This window comes from Leptothoe spongobia TAU-MAC 1115, assembly GCF_018739885.1.
Lineage (GTDB): Bacteria > Cyanobacteriota > Cyanobacteriia > Phormidesmidales > Phormidesmidaceae > Leptothoe > Leptothoe spongobia.
Genome location: NZ_JADOES010000019.1, coordinates 60,584 through 82,234 on the forward strand (window position 1 = coordinate 60,584; position 21,651 = coordinate 82,234).

Here is a 21,651-nt window from a genome sequence, read left to right on the forward strand (position 1 = left end):
TCGTTGTTATTGGGCTCATTGCGTCAAGCTCATTGATGATTGATATGCTCCTCTAAAGCTCTGGTGTTTTTGCCAGAGCTTTTTTTGTTAAGTGAGAAGGGCGGGATTTCCTATGCTCTTTATGGATGCACTGTTCGCGTTACGATGACTTAATAATTAAGAACTTGCTGACTGTCTGGGCGGCAAATCTATGACTGGAGTAAATCTCAATGACGGTTCCCTTGCCCATACCTGCAGCAAGGCATTTGCCAGAGTTCGCAAGTGATATCACCCTGGATGCCCAGCATCTGCAGAAGTCCTATGGCCGTGGTAAGGGGCGATTTCAGGCGGTGCGAGATGTGTCGCTGCGGATTCGTACTGGCGAGGTACTGGCATTTTTAGGACCAAACGGGGCGGGTAAGACGACGACGATCAAGATGATTGGTGGTTTGGTGCGTCCTGATGCTGGACAGGTGAGCATCGATGGGTTGGACCCTCATCGGCAGTCAATGGCACTAAAGCGGGTGGGCGCTGTTTTGGAGGGGAATCGCAATCTTTACTGGCGGCTGACGCCTTTAGAGAATATTGAGTATTTTGGTGGACTGCGTCAGGTGCCGCGACGGGTGGCGCGACAGCGGGGTGAACAGCTACTGGAGCAGTTTGGTCTGAGTGATAAGCGTAAAACTCCGGTGCAAAAGCTGTCGCGGGGAATGCAGCAAAAGTTGGCCATTGCGGTTGCTTTAGTGCATCAGCCAACACTGTTGTTATTGGATGAGCCCACCCTGGGACTGGATGTGGAGGCCAGTGAAACAGTCAAGACGTTAGTGCGGGAAATTGCGACGGGGGGTTGTGCGATTTTATTGACCACCCATCAGCTGGATGTAGCTGAGGATTTATCGGATCGGGTGGCAATTATTCGTCAGGGAGAAATCATTGCAGAGCAGTCTACCCATGAGCTAATCCGACAGTTTTCAGGCAGCGCTTATCGGATTGACTGTGGGGAGTCGATTGATGCTCAACGAGTTGGGAAGATTATGGCCCTCGGCGGTACGGTTGCCGACAACCAGGTTCACTATCCAGGTGATGCGCTCTATGAGCTGTTAGATATTCTTCGACCTTTACCCATTAAAGAGATTCGACAAGATCGCGCTGATTTGACCGATGTATTTTTGTCGTTGATTCGTGATGGCGGTGATAAGTGATTACCTGACTCCCAAGCAGGTCAATCGATTTAACATCTAATCCCAAATCCGAATTCGGTAACCCCGGTGCAAAATGGATAATCTTGTCGAGGCAGGTCTTGTGCCTGCCCTGGGATACCGGATGCCACCAGTCAGGATTTCGTATAGCCATTAAGTAACGTCATAGCCCATTGCTGAATTTCTTCAGATAAAGCAGGCTTGACCGGTTTCTGATAGTCAATACGAAAGCTATACCCAGCCCGATCGTAGATGTCGTCAAGAATAGCTTTAAGGCTGATTTCAGGCTCCGTATCACCTGGTTTAAGGGGAAGGTGAAAATTTGGGACCAACTGTCGGAGATTAAACCCATAAAGCTCTGCCTGGGGGCGGGTATTACTTCGACTCACCAGGATGCGATAATCTGTTTTGGTTTGGGTACCCAAGGGCATTGGCGTTTGCCCCCGTAACAGATCAATTTCCACCAGATGGGTTTGGGTCGTTAAAACTTGTTGGCGTTTTCTCAGATAGGCTGTTCTACCTTCACCAGTCCGTTTATTTTTAGGCGATAGAATTTCAATCACTGTAATGACTGTTGAGGTCTGTGTATCGCGAATTTCCAGGTATCGTTCCGTGACTTCTTCCGGCAGTGGCAAGGTCACAATTTCTGCCTGGGGTAGTGTTGCAGCAGTTGTTCTAATTTCTACTTTGGGTTCTGAAGCATGACTGCCGATAGAAACATCGGGTATGCCAATTAGAACGCTGTCTTCAGGGGGATCTAGGTATGTGCGTTTTTCAATAGCTGCATAATAATTGGGATGCAGCGCGGGAGCTAACCTATCAGCAATCGCCACAATTAAGCGACTATGCACTTCTGGCCAGATTTCAGAATTTTCTAAGTAGGGATCCATCCCTGGAAATGGAGAAGGCATGGGCTGTTATCCTTGCACGATGGAACTCGACCGTAGTTCTAGGATAGCTAGTTTGTGTATCGTTTACAGATCTTGGACTCAGCTCTATTATCCGTAATCATCAAGAAATATCTACGCCATATAGATTCTGCATGTTTAACCTACTCATTGGCGAGCTGAAAAGGACGTGGATTCAGATCCGAAAATGACTATTCGTTGTGCCCTGGACTGAGACGGTAATTACCCTTAGTATAATCGACCCTCTCAAAATGAGAGTATAATTATTTGAAACCTCAATGTGAGCATCATCGATGCATTTGATCTCGATTCGAAAACTTCGTGATGATGTGGCAAAGTATCCCGATATTAGTCAGGCAATTGAGGCTTGGTACGCGGTGGTTAAAAAAGCTAACTGGGAAAAGCTGGAGGATTTGAGAAGAATTTATCGAGATGCTGAGGCAGTGGGCAATTTTACTGTCTTCAATGTAAAAGGTAATAAGTATCGACTAATTGTTGGTATTGACTATGTTAGCCAAACTGTCTATTACAAGTACCTCTTAACTCACGCTGAATACGATAAGGATAGGTGGAAAAATGACCCTTACTTTTAATCCGGCAGTTTATAGTGAATTGCTCTTAGAGGCGACTCCAAAAGTGATTGAAACGGAACTTGAATATGAGCGCACGTTGGGTATTGTTGAGAAATTAACGTTTAACCCTAACCGAACTCCTGAGGAAACGGCAATTCATAGGTTGTTAGTGATATTGGTTGAGGCTTATGAGGTAGAGCAGTATCCTATGCCAGAGTCTGCGCCGGATGAGATTCTGCGTCATATTATGGAGGCGAGTGGAACTCGTCAGACTGATTTGGTGGGGCTTTTGGGGTCTAGTGGGGTGGTGTCAGAAATTGTGAATGGAAAAAGATCGATTAGCAAGACTCAAGCTAAGATTTTGGCTGAATTGTTTAAGGTCTCTCCTAGTTTATTTATTTAGGGAAAAGCAAAAAAAGGGAATGGGTGAGTATTTTCCAGCGATAGGTATTGAAATCTCACTGATCGACCGAGAGAATTCGCCCATGTCTAAAATGCTCTGCCAAAATTACCGCAGTGCTTCTTGCCGTATTGTTGTGGTCATGGTGTTATGCCTTAGTCAACGGTCCAATACGGGTGAGATCGCTAAGCATCTTCTTATCAACTACCAGTTCCCAAACTGACGATTCAACTCAAGCCTTGGGCTAAACTCCATTAGGCGTCATCATGAAGAAATGCCTGTCCCATCTAGATTTTGCATGTTTAACCTACTTATTGGCGAGCTGAAAAGGACGTGGATTCAATTTATCCGGTATCCGTCTGAAATCATTGGTGGCGTCATCATTATCACCACGGTTTTCTACGGTTTGTTTGTCAGTGCTCAATATATGGCTGGACCCGCCATGAACTTTGGCGATCGCTTAGATTCAGTAGTCGTAGGCTACGTGCTGTGGACCCTGGCGCTGTACATTGTTAACGACATTGCCTTTAATATTCAGTCTGAGGCCCAAACCGGGACTTTGGAGCAAATTTTTCTCTCCCCATTTGCCGCACCCAAAATCTTTTTTGCCCGTGCCGTGGCTAGCCTAGCCCTGAGGATGACTATCATTGTGTTGATTTTATTTATCCTCATGGGCATTACCGGTAGTCAGCTATCGTTTCCCCTGGGATTGATTTTTCCACTTTTAACACTGTTGCTGGCAGCCTATGGTCTAGCCTTTATCATGGGTTCCTGTGCCTTAGTATTTAAGCGAGTGCAACAGATTTTACCCATCTTTCAGTTTGCCCTGTTATTTTTGTTGGCGGCCCCCACAGAAGAATGGAGTGGGCGGGCTCGACTGATTGCCAATTTTCTGCCAATGTTGCCCAGTACGGGACTGTTGCGAGACCTGATGGCCCGTGGTGCAGGGTTAGATATTTCTCTATTGGGTGTAGCTCTAGCCAATGGAGCTGCTTATTTTGGCTTAGGTTTGCTCGTGTTTGGCTGGGCTGAGCGCCAAGCCAAACGTAAGGGTATTTTGGGTGGCTATTAGAGTCTTTGATGTGATTGGTAACAGATGACTCTACAGCAGGAATGTAGGTGACTTAACCTGGATGCAGTTGTATTTCAGATTAGCTATGACATTTTGGGCTGGATGGTTGACAGTATTTGTAGTGGGGCTGGTGGCAGTGGTTACCCCAGGGCCAGATTTTGCACTGACGTTGCGAAGTAGTTTGGCCTATTCCCGTCGGGCAGGTGTGTATACGGCAGTAGGCATCGGCTTGGGTAATACCATTCATGCCACCTACTGTCTGATTGGTATTGGTGCGCTGATTGCCCAGTCGATTTTGTTATTTAACGGACTGAAACTGCTGGGGGCCGGGTATCTGATTTATCTGGGACTCAAGTCTCTGCAAGCTAAGCCTATGCAGGCAGAATCCTTGCAGGACAATCGACGGATTGTCAGTGCCTTTGCTGCTTTTCGACTAGGACTTTTCGGGAATTTGCTAAACCCTAAAGCCACACTATTCTTCTTGGCCTTATTTACTCAAATTGTGCAGCCGGGGACGCCATTTTCGACTCAGGCAATCTATGGTGGCACCGTCGCCTTGCAGTCGCTGGTATGGTTTGCTCTATTGGCCTTGCTGATTTCTCAACGCTGGGTAAAACAGCTATTGGTTAATATTTCCCACTGGTTAGAGCGGGTGACTGGGGCAGTCTTGATCTTATTAGGACTGCGGCTGGCGGTGGCGAAGCTGAGCGACTAGCGCGTCTGGAAAACGCTGAGGCTAAAGGTGTACACATAGCCTGCTAGGAATAAGACTAAGAACGGTAGGGAGAGATAATGGTGGTTGGAAAGCGCGATCGCAATCGTCAATAGCAAATACACCACCATTGCCAGCTCCAAATACGGTACCCAGTTCTTCGCCGCCCGATATTTCTTATCTAGCCAGCTCTCTGTCGTGCCAATCACCCCATGCTTTGGCGTCCGAATAAAGTCCTTATTGTTGCGTAGGAGACCATCGCACACAGCCAGTGACTGATTAATACTCAGACCAATACCCACTCCCATTAGTAATACCAACTTGCGCAACATATCCCAAGAAAACCAGGTATCCTTTGGCTGTCGCTGAGCAATGACATAAAAGCTAACCAAACTCAGGCTAGTAATCAGAGATAACGGCACATAAAAAAACAACGCATATTGCCAACTGTAGGGCATCACATAAAGTTGATAGGGAAGAGAAAGCAACAACAACAATAACATGAGCAAATAGTTGAAGTTGTTGGTTAGGTGAAAGAACGCCTCCCACTTAATATGGGCGGGAAATTTAGACCGCAATAGGGACGGCAATAACAGCTTTGCCACCTGGCTAGATCCCTTGGCCCAACGAAACTGTTGAGATTTGAAGGAATTCATCTCCATGGGTAGCTCCGCTGGTACTCGAATATTGGGCAGATAAACACATTGCCAACCCTGCATTTGGGCACGGTAGGACAGATCTAAATCTTCGGTGACGGTCGCATGCTGCCAACCGCCTGCGTCATGAATGGCAGCCGTACGCCAGATGCCAGCCGTGCCATTAAAATTAAAGAAACACCCGGTGCGACTACGGGACGTTTGCTCTGCCACAAAATGTCCGTCTAGCATCAATGCCTGTAGCTCTGTCAGGGTGGAGTAGCTACGATTAAGGTGTTCCCAACGAGCCTGGACCATTCCTACCTGCGGGTCTGAGAAATAATGCACCATTTTGAGTAATGTGTCCGGCGATGGCACAAAGTCAGCATCAAAAATTGCCACCAGGTCTCCACTGGCTATGGCCAGAGCATATTCCAGGGCACCGGCCTTAAACCCCTTCCGTTCCCGGCGATGAATATGGTGGATGTTTAAATTCTGTTGTTTAAGCTGTTGTATCTGTTGTTGACAGACGATCTGAGTCTCATCAGTGGAGTCGTCGAGCACCTGAATTTCTAGCTTTTCTAGAGGATAGTTTAGCTGAGCGGCGGCCTGTAGTAGCCGCTCCACTACATTGATTTCATTAAAGATCGGTAGTTGGACTGTGATCGTCGGTAGCTCGGCGTCGGTGTAATACTGGTGGGGCTGATGCGACAGATGGCGATAGCGATAGAATCGCCAGATGATCAACAGTCTGTGCAAACTATAGAGAGCAATAACAGATAAGAACAGGTCATAGGCATTGGTAACAATGTCAGACAGATGCATGTTTTCAGGAATAGGCCGCTAATCTATTTGCAGGGGCATTATAGCCAGCGAAGTTATGAATAAGCTGGTTAGAAGATGAATGCCAGGTGAATAACCAAGATTGGGATCAATGCCATGGATATTGGGTTAGCATCTTGCTCCTGATCGGTGCACTCATGAGCACCTGACTGGCCGCCGGCACCTTACCAGCACTGGTCTACTACGGCACTCAGCTGATCCAGCCCAACTATTTTGTGCTCTCGGCCTTTATCCTGACAGCCTTGGTCTCAACACTGATTGGCACCCCCTTTGACACAGCCGGTACCATTGGCCTAGCCCTGATGATTATGGCCCGCAGCAACGGCATGACTCACTTAAACCTGGTCGCTGGTGCCATCATTGCCGGGGCCTATATGGGAGACCGGAGAACATAAGAACAGAGGATTATTAGCCCTAGGTACTGCCATTGGGGCGTTTGAAACCAGCATTTGTCGTCGGTCGGTCGTAGACTCCTAATCTTTTGAGCACTCGACGACAGCTCATGGCAATCAGCCATGCAATTAATAGAGTAGGCACCATGAAGATCGCCATGGTGAGCTTAGGAGAATATTGACCTTCTAAGAATTTTGCCTGCCATGTGATGATAAACCGCGCAGGTCCGGTTTCTGTCGTTACCCAATGAATGATGAAGGCCGTGCAAAAGCCAAAGAACCCTAGGGGGAGGAGACAGCCAAGGTTTTGTAACCAGTCTTTTAATACGGGATTCATTTTTCTTATAGATACAGGATGGGGGAAGCCTATATCAGTAAAAAGGAACTTTATAACTATAGAATTCCCGTAGAATTTCCTAAATCCAGAAATTTTGATTAGCCCCGTTCATACTAATGACAGTTATTTGTCAGACGGTATCATTTGTAACCGTTTTCTTATAGGACTGTAGAGAGGCTGCATTTAGCTCAGGCATTGGTAGGTTTAGGCTGTAGTGAATTGTTGACGATAGCAGTGTATTTGTTCACACAACAATGAAAGTTTGATGAAGTAAATCAGGCTTCAAGGGGTATCTTTCGCTATTGGTTGAAAGTATATATTTTTGAAAATTTACCTGCTTAGTATACGGAAACTGGTGGATGAAAGATGAAGTTACCTACTTTTGTAGCCGTGAGCCAAACTTAGCAATGTCGATGCTGACTCAGTTAATGATGGAGAATATGATCTGCATCTTCCTCACACATTAAGAGCTTTCGTCAGACTTGGACAGTTCGTTAAGCTAGGACCGCTGACTGCCAATGAGTAAAAATGTGGGTGCCCTGTACTCGCAAATTGTTGGCTTCTAGATCAAAGATCATCGGTTCATACTTGGGGTTAGCTGCTTCCAGGACTACAATTGACTCCTTTTGAAAAAAGTGCTTAAGGGTAGCACCCTGGCCCTCTACATATACAGCGACAATTTCTCCAGGTTTAGGCCGATAATCATCGTTTACTGGTCGGATCCCCACATAGGCTCCATCGGGAATACCCGCACCCACCATACTGTCCCCTGAAATTTTTAGTACATAGTCATTTTGCTTACGCCCGCTGTACTCAATATTAAGGCGTTCATGATCTTCGGTAGCTGGTTCGTGGCAATAGCCAGCAGCAATCTCTCCGCGAATTGGCAGTCCGTCTGGCTGATTACCATAGAACATGTCGACGGCTTCAAAATTAACGAGCTTAATACTACGAGATGTCCGTTTGCGACGGGTGATGTACTGATTACTCTCTAGCCATTTCAGACTATTCTGAATGCTGCCGTGGGAGCGCTCAGTACCTGTGATAATTTCTCGCACAGTGGGGCTGTTCTGATGTTTGCGCCAGTACGCCTCGATGAAACTTAGTACAGTTCCGTGGGGTTTACGAACAGCCATGGGTCAACTCTATTTAGGACATATGTATCATAGTTCAAAAGAACTAAAAATGCCTAGGGGTTGCAAAAAAACGAGGACTGTAAATTGGCTGATAGTTTATCTTGATCATCTCCATGAACGCGCGAGAATATCGCAGCTGTCGCTGTAGTTCTGGACATGAGAGAGAGAATATTGTGATGGCATCATTTCTCTGAAATGCCTGAAGTTGGGCGTTCGACAACAGTAAAAATAGCCAGTCGATGTTGATTTAAGAGATGACCTCACCAATTAGACACCTATTATTTCCAGTGTCAAGACACTTTGTAACTGTATTTCAACAAATATCCTAATGTGTGAGGACATTTTTTAACTTTAGGTTCTTACGTTAAACTTCCGCAAAAATGCCGATGCATTGAAGCATTATTACGAATATTTAAACTCTTTCTGAAGACTGACGTGCTCCCCATAGCGTAGAGCAGGGAATAGCTCCCGGTGTTTTTCACGATGTCTATGCCTGCTATCGATGTTCATAACTTGACTAAGGTTTATCCAGTCGCCATTAAGCAGCCTGGATTGGCGGGAACATTGCGTCATTTTTTCCGGCGGCAATATCGTCAGGTAAAGGCGGTGAATGATGTGTCGTTTTCCATAGGGGCAGGGGAAGTTGTTGGATTTTTAGGCCCCAATGGAGCGGGTAAAACTACCACGTTAAAAATGCTGACCGGTTTAATTTATCCGTCCTCCGGCCAGGTCAGTGTGGCAGGACATACACCGTTCCAGCGGCAGCGCTCATTTTTGGAGCAGATTACTCTGGTCATGGGACAAAAACAGCAGTTGATCTGGGATTTACCCACCTTAGATTCACTGCGGATTAACGGAGCCATTTATGACCTTTCTGCTCAGGAGTTACGGGATCGGATCCATGAGCTAGCCGATATGCTGGATCTGACCGAGAAGCTTACTCAGCCCGTACGTAAGTTATCCCTTGGCGAGCGGATGAAGGCAGAAATGTTGGCAGCCTTAATACATCGACCCAAGGTTTTATTTCTCGATGAGCCGACCCTGGGTCTGGATGTTAATGCCCAGATGGCCGTCCGGAAATTTCTTCAAATTTACAATCAGCGTTATCAAGCCACCATTGTGTTAACCAGTCACTATATGGCGGATATTACGGCATTGTGCGATCGCGTGTTGCTGATCTATCAAGGAACATTGATTTATGACGGGTCTTTAAACAATCTGGTAGAACAATTTGCGCCCTATCGTGAAGTCACGGCTGAATTTGCCCAAGAAGTTCCCGCTGCCGCTTTAGAACCCTATGGTGAAATTCAATCCATTGATGGCTGTAAAGTCGTGTTGCTAGTAAGGCGAGAAGACCTTACCAAAATAGTGTCCCAGGCATTGGCACAATTACCCGTGCATGACCTGACAGTAACCGACCCCCCGATCGAAGATGTGATTGGCAAAGTCTTTGATGCAGGAATCGTTTAACTGTTGTTTCATGGGTATACCCCCATACAACAACAACAGTGGTTGACTATGAGTGGTCTCACCCCTTAAATAATTGTTCCTTGATAACTAACCACCCATACTGATGAAGGGTGTTCCCCAAAACCTCCAATTTTCTTTGTTAAATGGTGAGCGCCACTTATAGATCAAGGCCGATTCTACCTTTTGACGGGGGCGTCGCTCAGCGGGAGCATGACGCCAAAAGGCTATCCCCAACTGACTTTCTAGATTGTGATGATAATGGGCTTGACGATAGTTCATCAAGTAGCGTTTGCAATCATGTTCCCCTTTCCAACGCTGATTTGATTTTACTGTTTCACCCACGTACAACAGCAATTCGCTGTGGTAATCAATTACAAAATAAAGAGCCGCTATCCCCACATCACTATATTGCCAACGCCAAAATTCCGTATTTTGTTGAGGTAACGCAAAGGGATCAATTTCATCAGCAGGATCACCGCTCTGTTCAAACAGGCAAGCTTGTTGCATGATTGGTGCCGTTTTTACGGACATCTGAAATGTAGCAACTTTACATTTCCACTCAGTGACCTCCTGCTGACTCAGGGGCGTTTGAGGCTGCAAATTCTCAAACCGAGACTGGCTGACAGCTTGTTGAGCCGCCTCACTGAGCAGGGATGTTTGTTTACGTGTACCCATGGTAAGGATTCCAGGAATGACGCTAGATGTGGGGGTATCATCATTCTAAATAAAGATGATACCTCTCTATCTAGCATCAAGAATACATGCTTTACAACTGTCATTACAGATGTAAAAGCAGGTTTTGTCAGGAATGGAACCGTCAGGCATTGTAGTTATAGATATTCTCAGACCGGCGTCATGTTCTAAGTGATGACACTCCCCAAGGGATGCTGTAAAAATGACTAGGAATTATGAAGAAAATTACCGAGTCTGGGGTCTAGTTTGTATTGATTCTGTGGACAATACTCTTTCTTAGGTTAGATTTTGTTGTTGTTACTTAGAATTAAATACAGCAGAGGGCGGCTACCGCATAAATGCTGAGTTGCACTGGCGATAAATGCGAGTGGTATTAGTAACTGCTTAATGTTTATTCGTTATGCTGACGAAGCCAATATATATAGATGGATAGATAGATAACCCGTCTGATGGAACTTCTGGGCAATTTAAAGTTGCCGATTATTCTGACAGCCTGTTGTAAGTATTGCTATTAGATTTATGGTCGATAGTGTTAAGACGTCTTCTCCTGCGTCAGCCCTAGTCCAATCGGAGTTTCAAACTATACAGCTACCTGTCAGCGTAGCTGTGGTCGAGGCGACAGCATTCAAACAGCAGTGCCAAACTCTTTTTGCTGAGCATTCTGATTTATCTGAGCTGGTTCTAGATTTTGCAGAAACCCGCTTTATTGACAGCAGCGGTATCGGTGCACTTGTGATTTGTCATCGCTTAAGTGCTGCTAACGGCTCAAAGTTACGGCTGATCAACGTGCCACCTCAAGTTATGATGGTGCTCTCTCTGACCGAGCTAGATAAGGTGTTTGACATTACCTTATCTACTCTTGAAAAGAACAGTGCAGAGGATCAGGTTTTACCTGAAACTCATCCGTCAGTGAATTCCAAGGCAAAGCGTGCCCTTGATATTGCAGGAGCCTTGGTAGGCATATTTTTAACTGCTTTAATATATGTGCCAGTGGCTATCATCATTCAGCTGGATGATGGTGGTCCTGTATTCTTTGCTCAGACCCGCTGCTCTTGGTTAGGTCGACGGTTTAGAATCTGGAAGTTCCGCTCCATGGTGACGAATGCCGAAGCTCGGAAGAACGAGGTCGCTAATCAGGTAGAAGGTCCTCTATTTAAGAACGAAAACGATCCTCGCATTACTAAAATTGGTGCATTTTTGCGTAAAACCAGTTTGGATGAATTTCCCCAGTTTTGGAATGTTCTGAAGGGTGACATGAGTCTGGTAGGGACTCGACCTCCTACTCCAGACGAAATTGATCAGTATGAAGTAGGTGCATGGCAGCGACTTAATGTGAAGCCAGGTATGACCGGCGAATGGCAGGTTAATGGCCGATCTAGCATCACTAAGTTTGAGGATGTGATTAAGTTGGACTTGCGCTACCAGGAAAACTGGAGCTTCTTCTATGACATCAAACTGATTATCAAAACGGTACTAGTGCTCTTTAGCAAAGATTCTGGTGCTCACTAAAGCCTTTGATATAAAAAAGATAAGAACTGAATTGGATCATATTTGTCAGGTTCGTTGGAATAATAGAAATTCCTCAAAGCCTTAAGTTATAAGGTTCTCCTGCCCCTCAATCAATGAATATATCTGTTGATGAATACATCCGTTGATTGTTATAAGCATAAATAAAAGGGTGATGCTAAAAAGCATCACCCTTTTTTATTGGGTATTTATTTGGTAGCGTTGCCGCTCCTAGTTGCCACAAGCCTTAACTGCAGATGGTTTAACCAACTTCTACTTGACTAGTATCAACTGCTGTAGCGCCCTCAACGTCTTTAGCAACGGTAACCATCTTATCGAGAATGGCCTGACTAGGGACTTTGCCCTTAAGGACAACCTTACTAGTAAGCTGAGCTACCCAAAGAGTTTCAACATCATCTAAATCAGACTCTTCATCAAAGGCGAGGGTAACGCGCTTGGCTAGGCCACTTTCATCAAATTCGCCAGTCAGGCCAATTTTGCAAGCGGGAATATCGTCGTTGTCTGTGGCGACGGTAGTGTTAGCGGCAGCCGCTGTGGGCGAGGGTACCGTCTTCTTCTTGGCACCGGGACGACGGCCAGCTTTGGTGCTGGCACCTGCAGGCTTGTCCTGCTTGAAAATACGTTTTAGAAAACCCATGAAAATTTCCTAGGTGAATACCACAAGTGAATAGGGCAAATGCCTCACAATGACTATACCGGTCGACTTCTGATCCTATGCACTTCTTCAGATTCAAATAACGTTAATGACGTTTAATGGCGTATTTTTCTGCGCTGGATGTCAGATTTTCTGAATTAAACCTTGGCCACGTCCAGAACGGTCGTTTTACCGTGGGAGAAACTACAGGTTTCAACCTGGACGTGATTTAAGTAATTGCCACAGTCCGTAATCATCAAACTGCGCATTGAAGGAAATTGCTATAGTCTGAACACGGTTGCACAAGATGTTTTCGACAGGGCAAACCATGGTACGAGACGGGTTGCAAACGGTAACGAATCGCTATTTTGGTGGGCGGCGGGTATCGCCCATGGCGCTAAAACATATGCGCGATAGCTTGATGGATGATTCGGAACTCAACCGTGATTACATCGTGATGACGATTGGTGCCTGTATTATCGCAACATTGGGCCTCCTTTCTAATAGTGCAGCGGTCATTATTGGGGCGATGCTAGTAGCGCCACTAATGTTACCGATTCGTGGCATGGCCTTTGGTTTTTTGGAAGGCGATATTGAGCTACTTAAGGAGGGCGCTAAGGCGCTGGGTGTGGGAACAGCAATTGCGATCGCATTGTCCACTGCCCTCGGTCTGATGCTGGGTCTATCGGAATATGGCTCAGAAGTCTGGGCCCGTTCGGAACCGACGCTACTCGATCTGGGCATTGCGATTACGGCAGGCGGCATTAGTGGATTTGCTAAGGTGCAGCCCAAGATTTCGAATACGCTTTCGGGAACTGCGATCGCAGTTGCCCTGATGCCACCCGTCTGTGTGATTGGGTTAGGTATGGCTCAAGGAAAGATAGGCTTGAGCTGGGGGGCAACACTACTCTACTTGACTAATTTAATTGGCATTACCCTGTCCTGTATGCTGGCCTTTTGGCTGACGGGGTATGCACCGTTTCAGAAAGCTCGAAAATCATTACGGTTTGCGTTGATTTTTACAGCAGCGTTGATTGTGCCATTGGCGATTAGCTTAATAGAATTGGTGCGGCAGAATCGGGCGGAGGATAGTGTACGGGATGCATTAGTCAATGGTACGGTGACATTTCAGCGATTAGAGTTGATCGATAGTGATATTGATTGGTTGGCGACTCCACCGGAGGTAAGGCTAACGGTTTATAGTGTTGAACCGGTCACGCCGACACAGGTAGGATTACTTGAGGATTATGTAGCTGCTCGCATGAAGCGCCCGTTTAAGTTGATTTTTGAAGTGAGCGAAGTACAAGAAGTCACACGACAAGAAGTACAACCTGCCAGTGGTGAACCCATCAGCGAGGAGTAGGGGACACTCTAGAAGAATAGACAAGACAATAGAATGACCTAAAAAGAGAGAATCTGATATAACTTATCCCCTCCTTCAAGGGGGTTCCACAGAATCCCTACGGACACTGAGTGTTGATTTTGGGTATCCGCGTAAGCCGGGAAATTCTGATCAAGTCAGGAAGTTAGTGGTTCGTGGTTGGTCGTTAGTCCCTGACTGGAGTTTAACGACTAACTACCAACTACTATCTTCCAGAAAACGTCCCGCATTAAGTTGATACCCTTGACTTTAATAAAAACAGTCTGGAACCTGCATCAGACTTATAGCGGCTCATTCAGGTAAGTCTGCTAGGCTGCATCCGGCAGGGCTGACATCTCTAATTCCAGCCTTTGAACCTTGAGACGTCCGATCAAGACGTAGGTCGCACCTGGCGATTTGCGTTCGTCCTTCGTGGCCATGTACTCGTTCAACCATGGCTACATTCTCGTACCAAAATGTAGAGCCATGCTGATCTAGCCAGTGAAGCATCGCTAACCTGTCGAACTCAAAGCCGACGGCCACTAAGCCTGTGCCACTGATGCCGCTCCAATCCTCATTACGTTGCAAATAAAACGTTCTAGAACAGGCCTCTGCCGTCAGGGACGAGGCTACTTGCTTGACAATGCGTCCAGAGCGTTTGGCCTGCATCCCCTTAAATCTCTCAAAGCTAGGAAATACGCCATGGCTGTGGCAAAGTCCATGCCAGCACAGGGCAAATTGACCTGATGGCAGAGTCACACCCTCTGCAATAGTTTTATCATTCTGGAACACTTGAAAATAATCCAAATGCTGCATAGGTATATTGCACTCCGCACTCATGTCAGACCGAAATGAGGTAATCAACTCTAAATCCCCCACTGTTCGCTACAAGGTGCCCCAAAAGTGCCATAACATAACAACTTGATATGAATCGCAGTTTCAAGGCAATCCATCCCCCTTCGCCTTGACGATATCGATGATTGGGTGGCCAAGGAACAGAAAGAAAATCTGTTATTTTTTGAAGATCTTCAGAACAGAATTTCTGAGATGGCACCAAAATAAAACGGCGCAGCCATTGAAAGTCCTAGCTACGCCGTATTAACTGAAGCTTTGGTCTAAACCCAAAGGCTTTGAGCTACATCGAAAAAATTATCGCTGCTAATTTAGCTGATAAACCTGTAGGTAACAGCCGTGGTTGGCCTGTACCCCATAGCTTTATTGATACCGAGAATCGGCAGCGCCCAAAATCTAATCTTAAGCAGCCACCTTTTCCTTGAATGCCTTACCTGCAGAGAATGCAGGTACTGTCGTTGCTGGGATTGTCATAGTCTCACCGGTCTTGGGATTGCGACCTTCTCGCTGTTTGCGATCGCGAGGTTCAAAGCTACCGAACCCCACTAAGGTCACCTTATCGCCACTGGAAACAGCCTCCATAATGGACTCAATGGTTGCAGATACCACAGCATCCGCAACTTTCTTCGAAACACCGGCCTTTTCAGCTACCGTATCTAGCAGTTCACCTTTGTTCATAGCAAGAGAAATCAATACTTCCAGGTATTTTTAGCACAGGTCCAAATAGGACGCAAGTACTAAATCCAGTAAAACGACCGTAACGTGGTAGTTTCCGCATCACGAACACTGGATTTCTTTAAACTGAGCCTACATTAGCTCAATTAAACCGGTGTTTTCTGTAAATCAGGTTTTTCTTCAGGTAATATTGCCCCCTCCACTGGGCACACCTGCAGACAAATCCCGCAATCGATACACACATCGAAGTCAATCCAGTACCAGTCAGTGCCTTTCTTATTTTTCTTGGGACCCTCGTGAATACAAGCCACAGGGCACGCATCGACGCAATCAGCCACGCCTTCACAAACGTCGGTAACTATAGAGTGAGCCACGGCTCTCCTTAGGGTAAATGTTCGTCAAAACGTATATTCGCCAGGGTTAAGAACCTAAGAGATATACGGAGAAATGGTTACATTTGTTTATCTTAAAGGGCGATCGAGGGCGTTGCTGCCTAGCTCAAGCTTTCTACGTGAACACCGCCCTGTTCTGAGACCCATGCGATATTGGTGATTTTTCGCTGACTAGCAAACTGCCGCAGCGTTTGCTCAGACAAAGAAGGGTCAAGGCTGAGTTCTACACGGGTTAATGTGTCTGTCTGGCGTAGGCTTTGAGCATGGGTAATGGCAGCAGCGGCAGCGGTCTTAGTAGTCGGGACTACGAGCCAATCGCTCTCGGCCACGACTGTCGGTAGTTGCGGCTGTAAAATCTGCTGCAGGGTTTCGCCATTGAGGACAAAACCAACACCTGGATAGGATGCGTGCTCAGGATGGAACAGGCTGAGTAGGTTGTCATAGCGACCGCCTTGACCGATGACTTCGCAAGTGTGCTCGGTGCGCACCACGGCTTCAAACACTACACCTGTGTAGTATTCAAAGGTTTGCATCAGACTAAGGTCCAGAACTAACTGGGGGGCTGACTCAGTAAAGGTGCTTTCCAGCAAATCAACCAGGTTTTTGAGCTCGCCGACAATTTCCTGCTGCTGGGCATTTAGGGACAGCTGACTTACTTTGGTAAGAATCGTGCGGGGCTCTCCCCGCAGGTTCATGATGGTCAGGGCCAGCGTCCGTAACTCATCGGACAGCGGCAGGGTTTCTATGGCGACATGGTCCAGAGCCGCGATCGCAACTTTAACTTGCTCCCGTACTCCCGTCGGAAACGGGGCTAAAAAAGAACTCGTTAGGCTGGCTTCACTCAGCAGCAAATGCCAATCCTTGAGCCCCAAAGCTTCTAAACAGTCCGTCATAATCAGTAAGACCTCAGCATCTGCTAGCGATCCACTGGCACCCAAAAGCTCTACCCCGGCTTGATACCCTTCTTGTTGGCCACCTTGACTACCTGTCGATGACTGCCGAAAGACATTGGCATGATAATAAAGCCGCTGGGGATAGTTGCTAATGCGAGTCACGGCGGCCCGAGCGATGGAGGCTGTTAGCTCAGGACGCAGGCCTAGACGTTCACCACGGCTATTGAGTTCGATCACATCCGACTGTCGAATTGCACCGCCTGCCATCAGCGTATCTATGCTTTCGACAGTGGACGTAATGATCCGTTGATAGCTCCAGCGCTGGAAAACGGCCTCAATACGATCCTCAATCCAACGCTTTTGCGCCACATCTACCGGGAAGAGATCGCGTCCACCCGTGGGGGGTTGATAGGTCATTGCTGTACTGGCTGCGATTAATGTGACAAGCAACTGTCCTAATGCATTAGGACAGTTGCTATTAGCTTAAAGCCTGATGGTGATGAGCGACTAGCGATCCAACCTACTTACGCTTTTTACCGCCAAATAAGCCGCCGAATAGACCTCCTGATTTGCTAGCAGCCTTGCTGGAGCCTTTTCCAGAAGGTGCAGCAGAGGTCGAATCTTTAGTCATCCGCTTAGCATAGGCGTCCAGCCTCTTTTTCACATCAGCGGCGATCTCATTATTTTCATCCAGTTCTAAAGCACGCTTAGTATGGATACCGGCCATTTTGAGCTGATTACTCCGCATATACATACGTCCAAGCTCTGCATGGCATATGGGGTTTTGGGGATGGGATTTAACCGCTTCCCTCAGCTCTACAATGGCCCGTGAGAAATTCCCTTTGTATTCGAACTCCTTGGCCCGGTTGATAAAGCTTTTAATTAATTCAGCACGACGTTCACTGGAGGACTTTACCCTCATTGTGGCTGGTTCATCAGGCTGGGTTTGGGTAACGTCCTTGGGCGCAGTTGGAGAAGGTGATGCAGCCTGGGGAGACGATGCGCCTGGTCCTTGGCGCATGACGTAAATTGCATTGAGTTCGCTAATTTCTCCAATGGTATCAACCACCGTGTCTAGCGATTCATATTGCTCAAGTACGAGGGGTTTTAGCGCATTACTGTATTCGTAGTCAATATTATTGCTATTAGCAACTTTCTTGGATTGCTCTGTAGATAGCGGCAGCAGAGAAGGTTGCTTTTGCAGCTGCTCACCCTTTAATCTCAAACTGACTTTGTGCTCAACGGATGTCTTTTCTTGGCTTAGTACTTCGTAGGCAGGGTTTACCAGCTTAGACAATAGCTCGCTGGCTTGCTGCTTTTGTTCATCACTAGCACTACGCAGACTGTCGGGATGCAATTTTCGCGCAATTTTTAGATAGCGCTTTCTGACTTGTTTCGCATCGGCATCTAGGGGGACGCCCAAAATGGCGTGGTGGTCCACTAAGTCCAGTTTGAATAGTCCTTGGTTAACCTGCATCTTTGCGATCGCTGTTTGTGACACCTTATCTTAGTTTATCCGTATTAGCATCTAATACCTGTAATAGTATTGACGCCAAAATGGTTCAAATTGTGTCTAGCTAATAGAAATAATCGAAAAGTTGCATCGTCAGAATCTGGTTTGACTGAATCTTTGGATTAAACAGCGTCAAATTACGCAGGCTTATATTGAGGGAGGGGCTGTACTGTGCCTAATTCTTGAATAATGGCCTGCTGCAAGGCTCCGTTTGTAGCGATTAATCTGCCAGAGTTAATATCAAAAGGGCTACCGTCATAGGCACTTACCTGGCCACCAGCTTCTTCTATCAACACCACACCGGCAGCCAGATCCCATGGGGATAGGCCACGCTCCCAATAACCATCTAAACAACCAGAGGCCACATGGGCTAAATCGATAGAAGCCGATCCGCCTCGCCGGACGCCCTGAGTGAGATGGGTAAGATGGCAAAATTCAGCGTAGTTATTGTCAATGGTCTCTCGACGATCATAGGCAAATCCAGTGACCAATAGGCTATCAGCCAGCTTTGCCGTGGTTGATACTTGAATCGGCTGACGATTGTGGGTGGCTCCCAACCCCTTCGCCGCGCGATAGAGATCGCCCAAAATCGGGTTATACACCACCCCAACTGTGGGTACACCTGCCACCAGTAAACCAATGGACACTGCACACAACGGATACTGATGCGCATAGTTTGTGGTGCCATCTAGGGGGTCAATCGCCCATAATAACGGACTATCAAGTTGCCCCAGTTGACCGGACTCCTCAGCCAAAATGGCATGGTCAGAAAAGTGACGCTTGATCACCGCCAGGACCTCCACCTCAGATGCCCGATCCGCCTCGGTGACCAAATCCCCAGACCGACCCTTTTCCTGAATTGAGGACAGATTTCCCCAATATTTTTGCAGAACAGCACCACCGGCAAGGGCAGCCTCCGTAGCTACGTCTAGAAAACGCTGCAAATCTTCTTCAGATATGGTCATTGTGCTCATTGATTAACCGCAAATATGGGCGGTGGGTCATGCCCACCCTACGCAATTTTCTTTAATCCTCATCCAAGGGCAACCCAAATCGCACTTTTCCCTTGCCAAAATAACGACCAAACTGCTGCTCATAGACTTCGTCCTCGTCCTGGGTCTCCACCTCCAGGTCAGTGCGAGGATAACTAACACACAGTAGGGCATAGCCTTTTTCACGCAAGCCTGGGGACAGTCCCATGGCCTCAGGCTGATCAACTTCACCAGAAATAATCCGCACCGCACAAGTGGTACAGGCACCATTTCGACAGGCAAAGGGTAAATCAGCTCCCTGGTTTTCTGCTGTTTGTAGGATGTAGCGATCGTCAGGCACCTGGGCTGTGTAGTGACAATTCTTTTGACGGTGATGAATATGGATCGTATGAGTTTGGGCCATAAAACCAGATAAAAGGACAGGGGTGTCTTGCAATAGTCCCATGGAATGGGAATAAGTCCCATGGAATGGGATAGTCCCATGAAATGGGAGACATGGAATGGGAGACATGGAATGGGATAGTCGTATGAAACACGTACCACTTTCTGCTAGGATATTTGGGCTATGAAAGTTTACTTTCTAGCAAAAATAACCCTGGAGAGGTGGCCGAGCGGTCGAAGGCGCAGCACTGGAAATGCTGTAATGGGGTGACTCATTCGAGGGTTCGAATCCCTCCCTCTCCGTTCTTATTAATTCAACTCTAAATAGACTGGTCCTAATGGATTTAGTACTACTGCTGTTGTCAGCTTCTTAGGAAGTTGGCCGTTGCCGACTGAGTCTATCCAGGGATAATGTCATTCCACCTAAGGTAATAAGAATGATGCCGGGCCATTGAATTAGCTGCAAAGCAGGCTGATTGGCCAGGAGTAATACTGCTAATAGCGCGGTTAGTAAAGGCGTTGATGCTGCGACTAAGGCTGTGCGTAAACCACCGACTAATCGCAACCCCGTGTAGTGAAAGAAGTGACTAACGCTGGCGAAGACGCCCAAAGCCAGTCCCCCTAAAATCAATTGATTTGATAGAGATTGAGTCACAACCAAGGGACGAATCAACAAAATAATGGTGCTGAGTAATCCCATGATGCCGTATTGAATCATCCCAGTGGAGATCGGATGATTCTGACGACTGAGACTATTGGTCACGACGTACAAGGCAAAGGCAATGGCTGACAGCAGAGCCGCCCCCATATTCTCTAATGACAAGGGCCGTAGAATTAATACGACTCCCATAGCAATGGCCAGCATCACTACCGCCCTTAATATGTTGGGGCGATCGCCATTGAGCCACCACAGTAAAGGCACAGCCAGCAAAGGATAGGCAAACATCAGTGGAGCGGCCATGGCTGGACCAATGGTGCCAGCTGCTTGAAACAATAAAACCTGGGCAAAAAAGTAAAAGACCGCACCGCCGATCAGGGCAAACAATCGGGGGGGAGAACGCAGCGACTGTCCCACATCTCGCCATACTGAGCGATATAACAGGGGAGCTAGTATCGCTAAAACTGGAATCAAGACCACTAGCTGCAGCCAAAGTAATGTATTGGCATTAAAGAAGCTAAATGTATTCAGCCCCGTCAAGGCGACACCCAATAGATTGCCACCAAAACTAAGCCCACCGACCAACACGGTAATGGCGCTAAATCCAAATGTTGCGATCGCACAAAGTACCATGCCCTTCTTTAAAGTGGCACCACTTTTTAAAGGACTACCGTGCTTAGACGAACTGACCAACGCCGGTTTAACCGTCGTCGGTTTAACCGTTTTCCCTCTATAGGGCGGCACTACCCGACGAGTGCCCCCTGCTGTCACCTGGTCGGGGCGAGGGCGCTCCATATAGGTACGACTCCCCACCACCGCACTACCATCCTGCAAGGGCCGATTGTCGAGGGCGCTAGGCAGTGACGTTCCCGTTAATGTGGGTGACTGATCCAGGTGATCGCCTAGCTGACTACTCAGCCGCTCCACCAGGTTTGCCAGGATCACCTCCCCTTGCTGTTCCATGGTTTGCATGCGGATCAGTTGCTGCGCAATGGCACTTTGATAGCTGCTGAGATCATGCTGCAGTGCCTTGACACTACGATTGAGCGTGTCATCTAGAGAGTAGAGCCAGTCCTGGGTGGGGGTGGGCAGTTCCACCGAATTCGTCACATAGGCGTGGAGATCTTCCCGTAAATTTTGCGCTAGCACCTGGGCCAAGCGTTTTGCCCAAGCATTTTGCTGAGCTAACTGACGCTTTGAAAGGGTGGCATCTGACTCATTTTTTAGGGATTGGTAATCGATGTAAAGCTGGTCATACTCGACACGTAGCGCTTCAAGGTCACTGATCAGACGCTGCTTTTCCGTCTGCAGGTACTCAATATCCTTGGTTAACTGATCGGCAAAGTGACGCTGCAATGACTGAAAGTCATCATCCAGTGATTGCATTAGTGGGTCATTCGTGCCCTGGCTCCCAGACTCACCCATG

At 47.2% G+C, this 21,651-nt stretch carries 24 protein-coding genes and 1 tRNA gene; 10 read left to right on the top strand and 15 right to left on the bottom strand.

Annotated elements, in window-relative coordinates; genetic code table 11:
- The first annotated feature begins 209 nt into the window (after positions 1-209).
- Positions 210-1,181: an ABC transporter ATP-binding protein gene (locus IXB50_RS11340; protein WP_215609076.1), complete on the top strand. Its 972-nt coding sequence runs from the start codon at positions 210-212 to the stop codon at positions 1,179-1,181.
- Positions 1,182-1,312: 131 nt separating this feature from the next.
- Here IXB50_RS11340 and IXB50_RS11345 read toward each other — a convergent pair whose 3' ends face one another.
- Positions 1,313-2,089 carry a DUF4058 family protein gene (locus IXB50_RS11345; RefSeq protein ID WP_215609077.1) on the bottom strand — a complete coding sequence of 259 codons (777 nt, stop codon included), beginning with the start codon at positions 2,087-2,089 and terminating at the stop codon, positions 1,313-1,315.
- A gap of 290 nt (positions 2,090-2,379) precedes the next feature.
- Between IXB50_RS11345 and IXB50_RS11350 the strand changes: the two genes are divergently transcribed.
- The 4 genes from IXB50_RS11350 (at position 2,380) to IXB50_RS11365 (ending at position 4,845) form a co-directional block, all read left to right on the top strand.
- The gene (locus IXB50_RS11350) at positions 2,380-2,679 is read left to right on the top strand and encodes a type II toxin-antitoxin system HigB family toxin (protein WP_215609078.1); all 300 of its coding nucleotides are present in this window, start codon (positions 2,380-2,382) and stop codon (positions 2,677-2,679) included.
- Positions 2,663-3,061, top strand: a complete 399-nt coding sequence (locus IXB50_RS11355) for a helix-turn-helix domain-containing protein (protein WP_215609079.1) — start codon at positions 2,663-2,665, stop codon at positions 3,059-3,061. The genes IXB50_RS11350 and IXB50_RS11355 overlap by 17 nt, the downstream gene beginning before the upstream one ends.
- A 295-nt stretch (positions 3,062-3,356) precedes the next feature.
- On the top strand, positions 3,357-4,130 hold the full coding sequence (locus IXB50_RS11360) for an ABC transporter permease (RefSeq protein WP_215609080.1): 774 nt from the start codon (positions 3,357-3,359) through the stop codon (positions 4,128-4,130).
- An 85-nt stretch (positions 4,131-4,215) separates the two neighbouring features.
- A complete protein-coding gene (locus tag IXB50_RS11365; protein ID WP_215609081.1) occupies positions 4,216-4,845 on the top strand; it encodes a LysE family transporter in 630 nt (209 codons plus the stop codon).
- Here the strand turns inward: IXB50_RS11365 and IXB50_RS11370 are convergent.
- A complete protein-coding gene (locus tag IXB50_RS11370) occupies positions 4,842-6,302 on the bottom strand; it encodes a glycosyltransferase (protein ID WP_215609082.1) in 1,461 nt (486 codons plus the stop codon). The genes IXB50_RS11365 and IXB50_RS11370 overlap by 4 nt on opposite strands.
- A 233-nt stretch (positions 6,303-6,535) precedes the next feature.
- Between IXB50_RS11370 and IXB50_RS11375 the strand changes: the two genes are divergently transcribed.
- Positions 6,536-6,715: a hypothetical protein gene (locus IXB50_RS11375; RefSeq protein ID WP_215609083.1), complete on the top strand. Its 180-nt coding sequence runs from the start codon at positions 6,536-6,538 to the stop codon at positions 6,713-6,715.
- Between the two features lie 19 nt (positions 6,716-6,734).
- Here IXB50_RS11375 and IXB50_RS11380 read toward each other — a convergent pair whose 3' ends face one another.
- The 3 genes from IXB50_RS11380 to IXB50_RS22790 all read right to left on the bottom strand — a co-directional run bounded on the left by IXB50_RS11380 (position 6,735) and on the right by IXB50_RS22790 (position 8,405).
- Positions 6,735-7,049, bottom strand: a complete 315-nt coding sequence (locus IXB50_RS11380; RefSeq protein WP_215609084.1) for a hypothetical protein — start codon at positions 7,047-7,049, stop codon at positions 6,735-6,737.
- Between the two features lie 494 nt (positions 7,050-7,543).
- On the bottom strand, positions 7,544-8,185 hold the full coding sequence (locus IXB50_RS11385) for a LexA family protein (RefSeq protein ID WP_215609085.1): 642 nt from the start codon (positions 8,183-8,185) through the stop codon (positions 7,544-7,546).
- A 43-nt stretch (positions 8,186-8,228) separates the two neighbouring features.
- Positions 8,229-8,405 carry a DUF4864 domain-containing protein gene (locus tag IXB50_RS22790; RefSeq protein WP_215609086.1) on the bottom strand — a complete coding sequence of 59 codons (177 nt, stop codon included), beginning with the start codon at positions 8,403-8,405 and terminating at the stop codon, positions 8,229-8,231.
- 269 nt (positions 8,406-8,674) lie between these two features.
- On the opposite strand from IXB50_RS22790, the gene IXB50_RS11395 reads away from it, so the two are divergent.
- Positions 8,675-9,655 carry an ABC transporter ATP-binding protein gene (locus IXB50_RS11395; protein WP_215609111.1) on the top strand — a complete coding sequence of 327 codons (981 nt, stop codon included), beginning with the start codon at positions 8,675-8,677 and terminating at the stop codon, positions 9,653-9,655.
- Positions 9,656-9,742: 87 nt separating this feature from the next.
- Here the strand turns inward: IXB50_RS11395 and IXB50_RS11400 are convergent, their stop codons facing one another.
- Entirely contained in the window at positions 9,743-10,330 is a 588-nt protein-coding gene (locus tag IXB50_RS11400; protein WP_215609087.1) for a GIY-YIG nuclease family protein, read from the bottom strand.
- 537 nt (positions 10,331-10,867) lie between these two features.
- Here IXB50_RS11400 and IXB50_RS11405 point away from each other — a divergent pair.
- Complete coding sequence (locus IXB50_RS11405) at positions 10,868-11,857, top strand: sugar transferase (RefSeq protein ID WP_215609088.1); 990 nt, start codon at positions 10,868-10,870, stop codon at positions 11,855-11,857.
- A gap of 259 nt (positions 11,858-12,116) precedes the next feature.
- On the opposite strand, the gene IXB50_RS11410 is transcribed toward IXB50_RS11405, so the two are convergent.
- Positions 12,117-12,512 (bottom strand): phospholipid-binding protein, encoded by a 396-nt coding sequence (locus tag IXB50_RS11410; protein WP_215609089.1) that lies wholly within the window; start codon positions 12,510-12,512, stop codon positions 12,117-12,119.
- A gap of 325 nt (positions 12,513-12,837) precedes the next feature.
- On the opposite strand from IXB50_RS11410, the gene IXB50_RS11415 reads away from it, so the two are divergent.
- Positions 12,838-13,872 (top strand): TIGR00341 family protein, encoded by a 1,035-nt coding sequence (locus IXB50_RS11415; protein WP_215609090.1) that lies wholly within the window; start codon positions 12,838-12,840, stop codon positions 13,870-13,872.
- Positions 13,873-14,181: 309 nt separating this feature from the next.
- On the opposite strand, the gene IXB50_RS11420 is transcribed toward IXB50_RS11415, so the two are convergent.
- The 7 genes from IXB50_RS11420 to IXB50_RS11450 form a co-directional block, all read right to left on the bottom strand.
- Positions 14,182-14,685 (bottom strand): hypothetical protein, encoded by a 504-nt coding sequence (locus IXB50_RS11420; RefSeq protein WP_215609091.1) that lies wholly within the window; start codon positions 14,683-14,685, stop codon positions 14,182-14,184.
- Between the two features lie 438 nt (positions 14,686-15,123).
- Positions 15,124-15,411, bottom strand: a complete 288-nt coding sequence (locus IXB50_RS11425) for an HU family DNA-binding protein (protein ID WP_322745011.1) — start codon at positions 15,409-15,411, stop codon at positions 15,124-15,126.
- A gap of 131 nt (positions 15,412-15,542) precedes the next feature.
- Positions 15,543-15,770 carry an indolepyruvate ferredoxin oxidoreductase subunit alpha gene (locus IXB50_RS11430; protein ID WP_163671302.1) on the bottom strand — a complete coding sequence of 76 codons (228 nt, stop codon included), beginning with the start codon at positions 15,768-15,770 and terminating at the stop codon, positions 15,543-15,545.
- A 119-nt stretch (positions 15,771-15,889) separates the two neighbouring features.
- Positions 15,890-17,098 (bottom strand): ATP phosphoribosyltransferase regulatory subunit, encoded by a 1,209-nt coding sequence (locus IXB50_RS11435; protein ID WP_215609092.1) that lies wholly within the window; start codon positions 17,096-17,098, stop codon positions 15,890-15,892.
- A gap of 103 nt (positions 17,099-17,201) precedes the next feature.
- Positions 17,202-18,182, bottom strand: coding sequence for a J domain-containing protein (locus tag IXB50_RS11440; protein ID WP_326520780.1), 981 nt, complete (start codon positions 18,180-18,182; stop codon positions 17,202-17,204).
- A 149-nt stretch (positions 18,183-18,331) separates the two neighbouring features.
- A complete protein-coding gene (locus tag IXB50_RS11445; RefSeq protein ID WP_215609093.1) occupies positions 18,332-19,159 on the bottom strand; it encodes an inositol monophosphatase family protein in 828 nt (275 codons plus the stop codon).
- Between the two features lie 61 nt (positions 19,160-19,220).
- Entirely contained in the window at positions 19,221-19,589 is a 369-nt protein-coding gene (locus tag IXB50_RS11450) for a 2Fe-2S iron-sulfur cluster-binding protein (protein ID WP_215609113.1), read from the bottom strand.
- Between the two features lie 194 nt (positions 19,590-19,783).
- Between IXB50_RS11450 and IXB50_RS11455 the strand changes: the two genes are divergently transcribed.
- A tRNA-Ser gene (locus IXB50_RS11455) sits at positions 19,784-19,870 on the top strand.
- A 67-nt stretch (positions 19,871-19,937) separates the two neighbouring features.
- Here IXB50_RS11455 and IXB50_RS11460 read toward each other — a convergent pair.
- Positions 19,938-21,650 carry a DMT family transporter gene (locus IXB50_RS11460; protein ID WP_215609094.1) on the bottom strand — a complete coding sequence of 571 codons (1,713 nt, stop codon included), beginning with the start codon at positions 21,648-21,650 and terminating at the stop codon, positions 19,938-19,940.
- Position 21,651 lies beyond the last annotated feature (1 nt).

Bases quoted from the DNA above. Each gene is read 5' to 3' on its own strand.
- IXB50_RS11435 (WP_215609092.1), bottom strand. From the start codon at position 17,098: ATGACCTATCAACCCCCCACGGGTGGACGCGATCTCTTCCCGGTAGAT.
- IXB50_RS11420 (WP_215609091.1), bottom strand. From the start codon at position 14,685: ATGCAGCATTTGGATTATTTTCAAGTGTTCCAGAATGATAAAACTATT.
- IXB50_RS11370 (WP_215609082.1), bottom strand. From the start codon at position 6,302: ATGCATCTGTCTGACATTGTTACCAATGCCTATGACCTGTTCTTATCT.
- IXB50_RS11405 (WP_215609088.1), top strand. From the start codon at position 10,868: ATGGTCGATAGTGTTAAGACGTCTTCTCCTGCGTCAGCCCTAGTCCAA.
- IXB50_RS11345 (WP_215609077.1), bottom strand. From the start codon at position 2,089: ATGCCTTCTCCATTTCCAGGGATGGATCCCTACTTAGAAAATTCTGAA.
- IXB50_RS11355 (WP_215609079.1), top strand. From the start codon at position 2,663: ATGACCCTTACTTTTAATCCGGCAGTTTATAGTGAATTGCTCTTAGAG.
- IXB50_RS11360 (WP_215609080.1), top strand. From the start codon at position 3,357: ATGTTTAACCTACTTATTGGCGAGCTGAAAAGGACGTGGATTCAATTT.
- IXB50_RS11415 (WP_215609090.1), top strand. From the start codon at position 12,838: ATGGTACGAGACGGGTTGCAAACGGTAACGAATCGCTATTTTGGTGGG.
- IXB50_RS11445 (WP_215609093.1), bottom strand. From the start codon at position 19,159: ATGACCATATCTGAAGAAGATTTGCAGCGTTTTCTAGACGTAGCTACG.
- IXB50_RS11380 (WP_215609084.1), bottom strand. From the start codon at position 7,049: ATGAATCCCGTATTAAAAGACTGGTTACAAAACCTTGGCTGTCTCCTC.
- IXB50_RS11450 (WP_215609113.1), bottom strand. From the start codon at position 19,589: ATGGCCCAAACTCATACGATCCATATTCATCACCGTCAAAAGAATTGT.
- IXB50_RS11395 (WP_215609111.1), top strand. From the start codon at position 8,675: ATGCCTGCTATCGATGTTCATAACTTGACTAAGGTTTATCCAGTCGCC.
- IXB50_RS11340 (WP_215609076.1), top strand. From the start codon at position 210: ATGACGGTTCCCTTGCCCATACCTGCAGCAAGGCATTTGCCAGAGTTC.
- IXB50_RS11410 (WP_215609089.1), bottom strand. From the start codon at position 12,512: ATGGGTTTTCTAAAACGTATTTTCAAGCAGGACAAGCCTGCAGGTGCC.
- IXB50_RS11385 (WP_215609085.1), bottom strand. From the start codon at position 8,185: ATGGCTGTTCGTAAACCCCACGGAACTGTACTAAGTTTCATCGAGGCG.
- IXB50_RS11460 (WP_215609094.1), bottom strand. From the start codon at position 21,650: ATGGGTGAGTCTGGGAGCCAGGGCACGAATGACCCACTAATGCAATCA.
- IXB50_RS11365 (WP_215609081.1), top strand. From the start codon at position 4,216: ATGACATTTTGGGCTGGATGGTTGACAGTATTTGTAGTGGGGCTGGTG.
- IXB50_RS11400 (WP_215609087.1), bottom strand. From the start codon at position 10,330: ATGGGTACACGTAAACAAACATCCCTGCTCAGTGAGGCGGCTCAACAA.
- IXB50_RS11350 (WP_215609078.1), top strand. From the start codon at position 2,380: ATGCATTTGATCTCGATTCGAAAACTTCGTGATGATGTGGCAAAGTAT.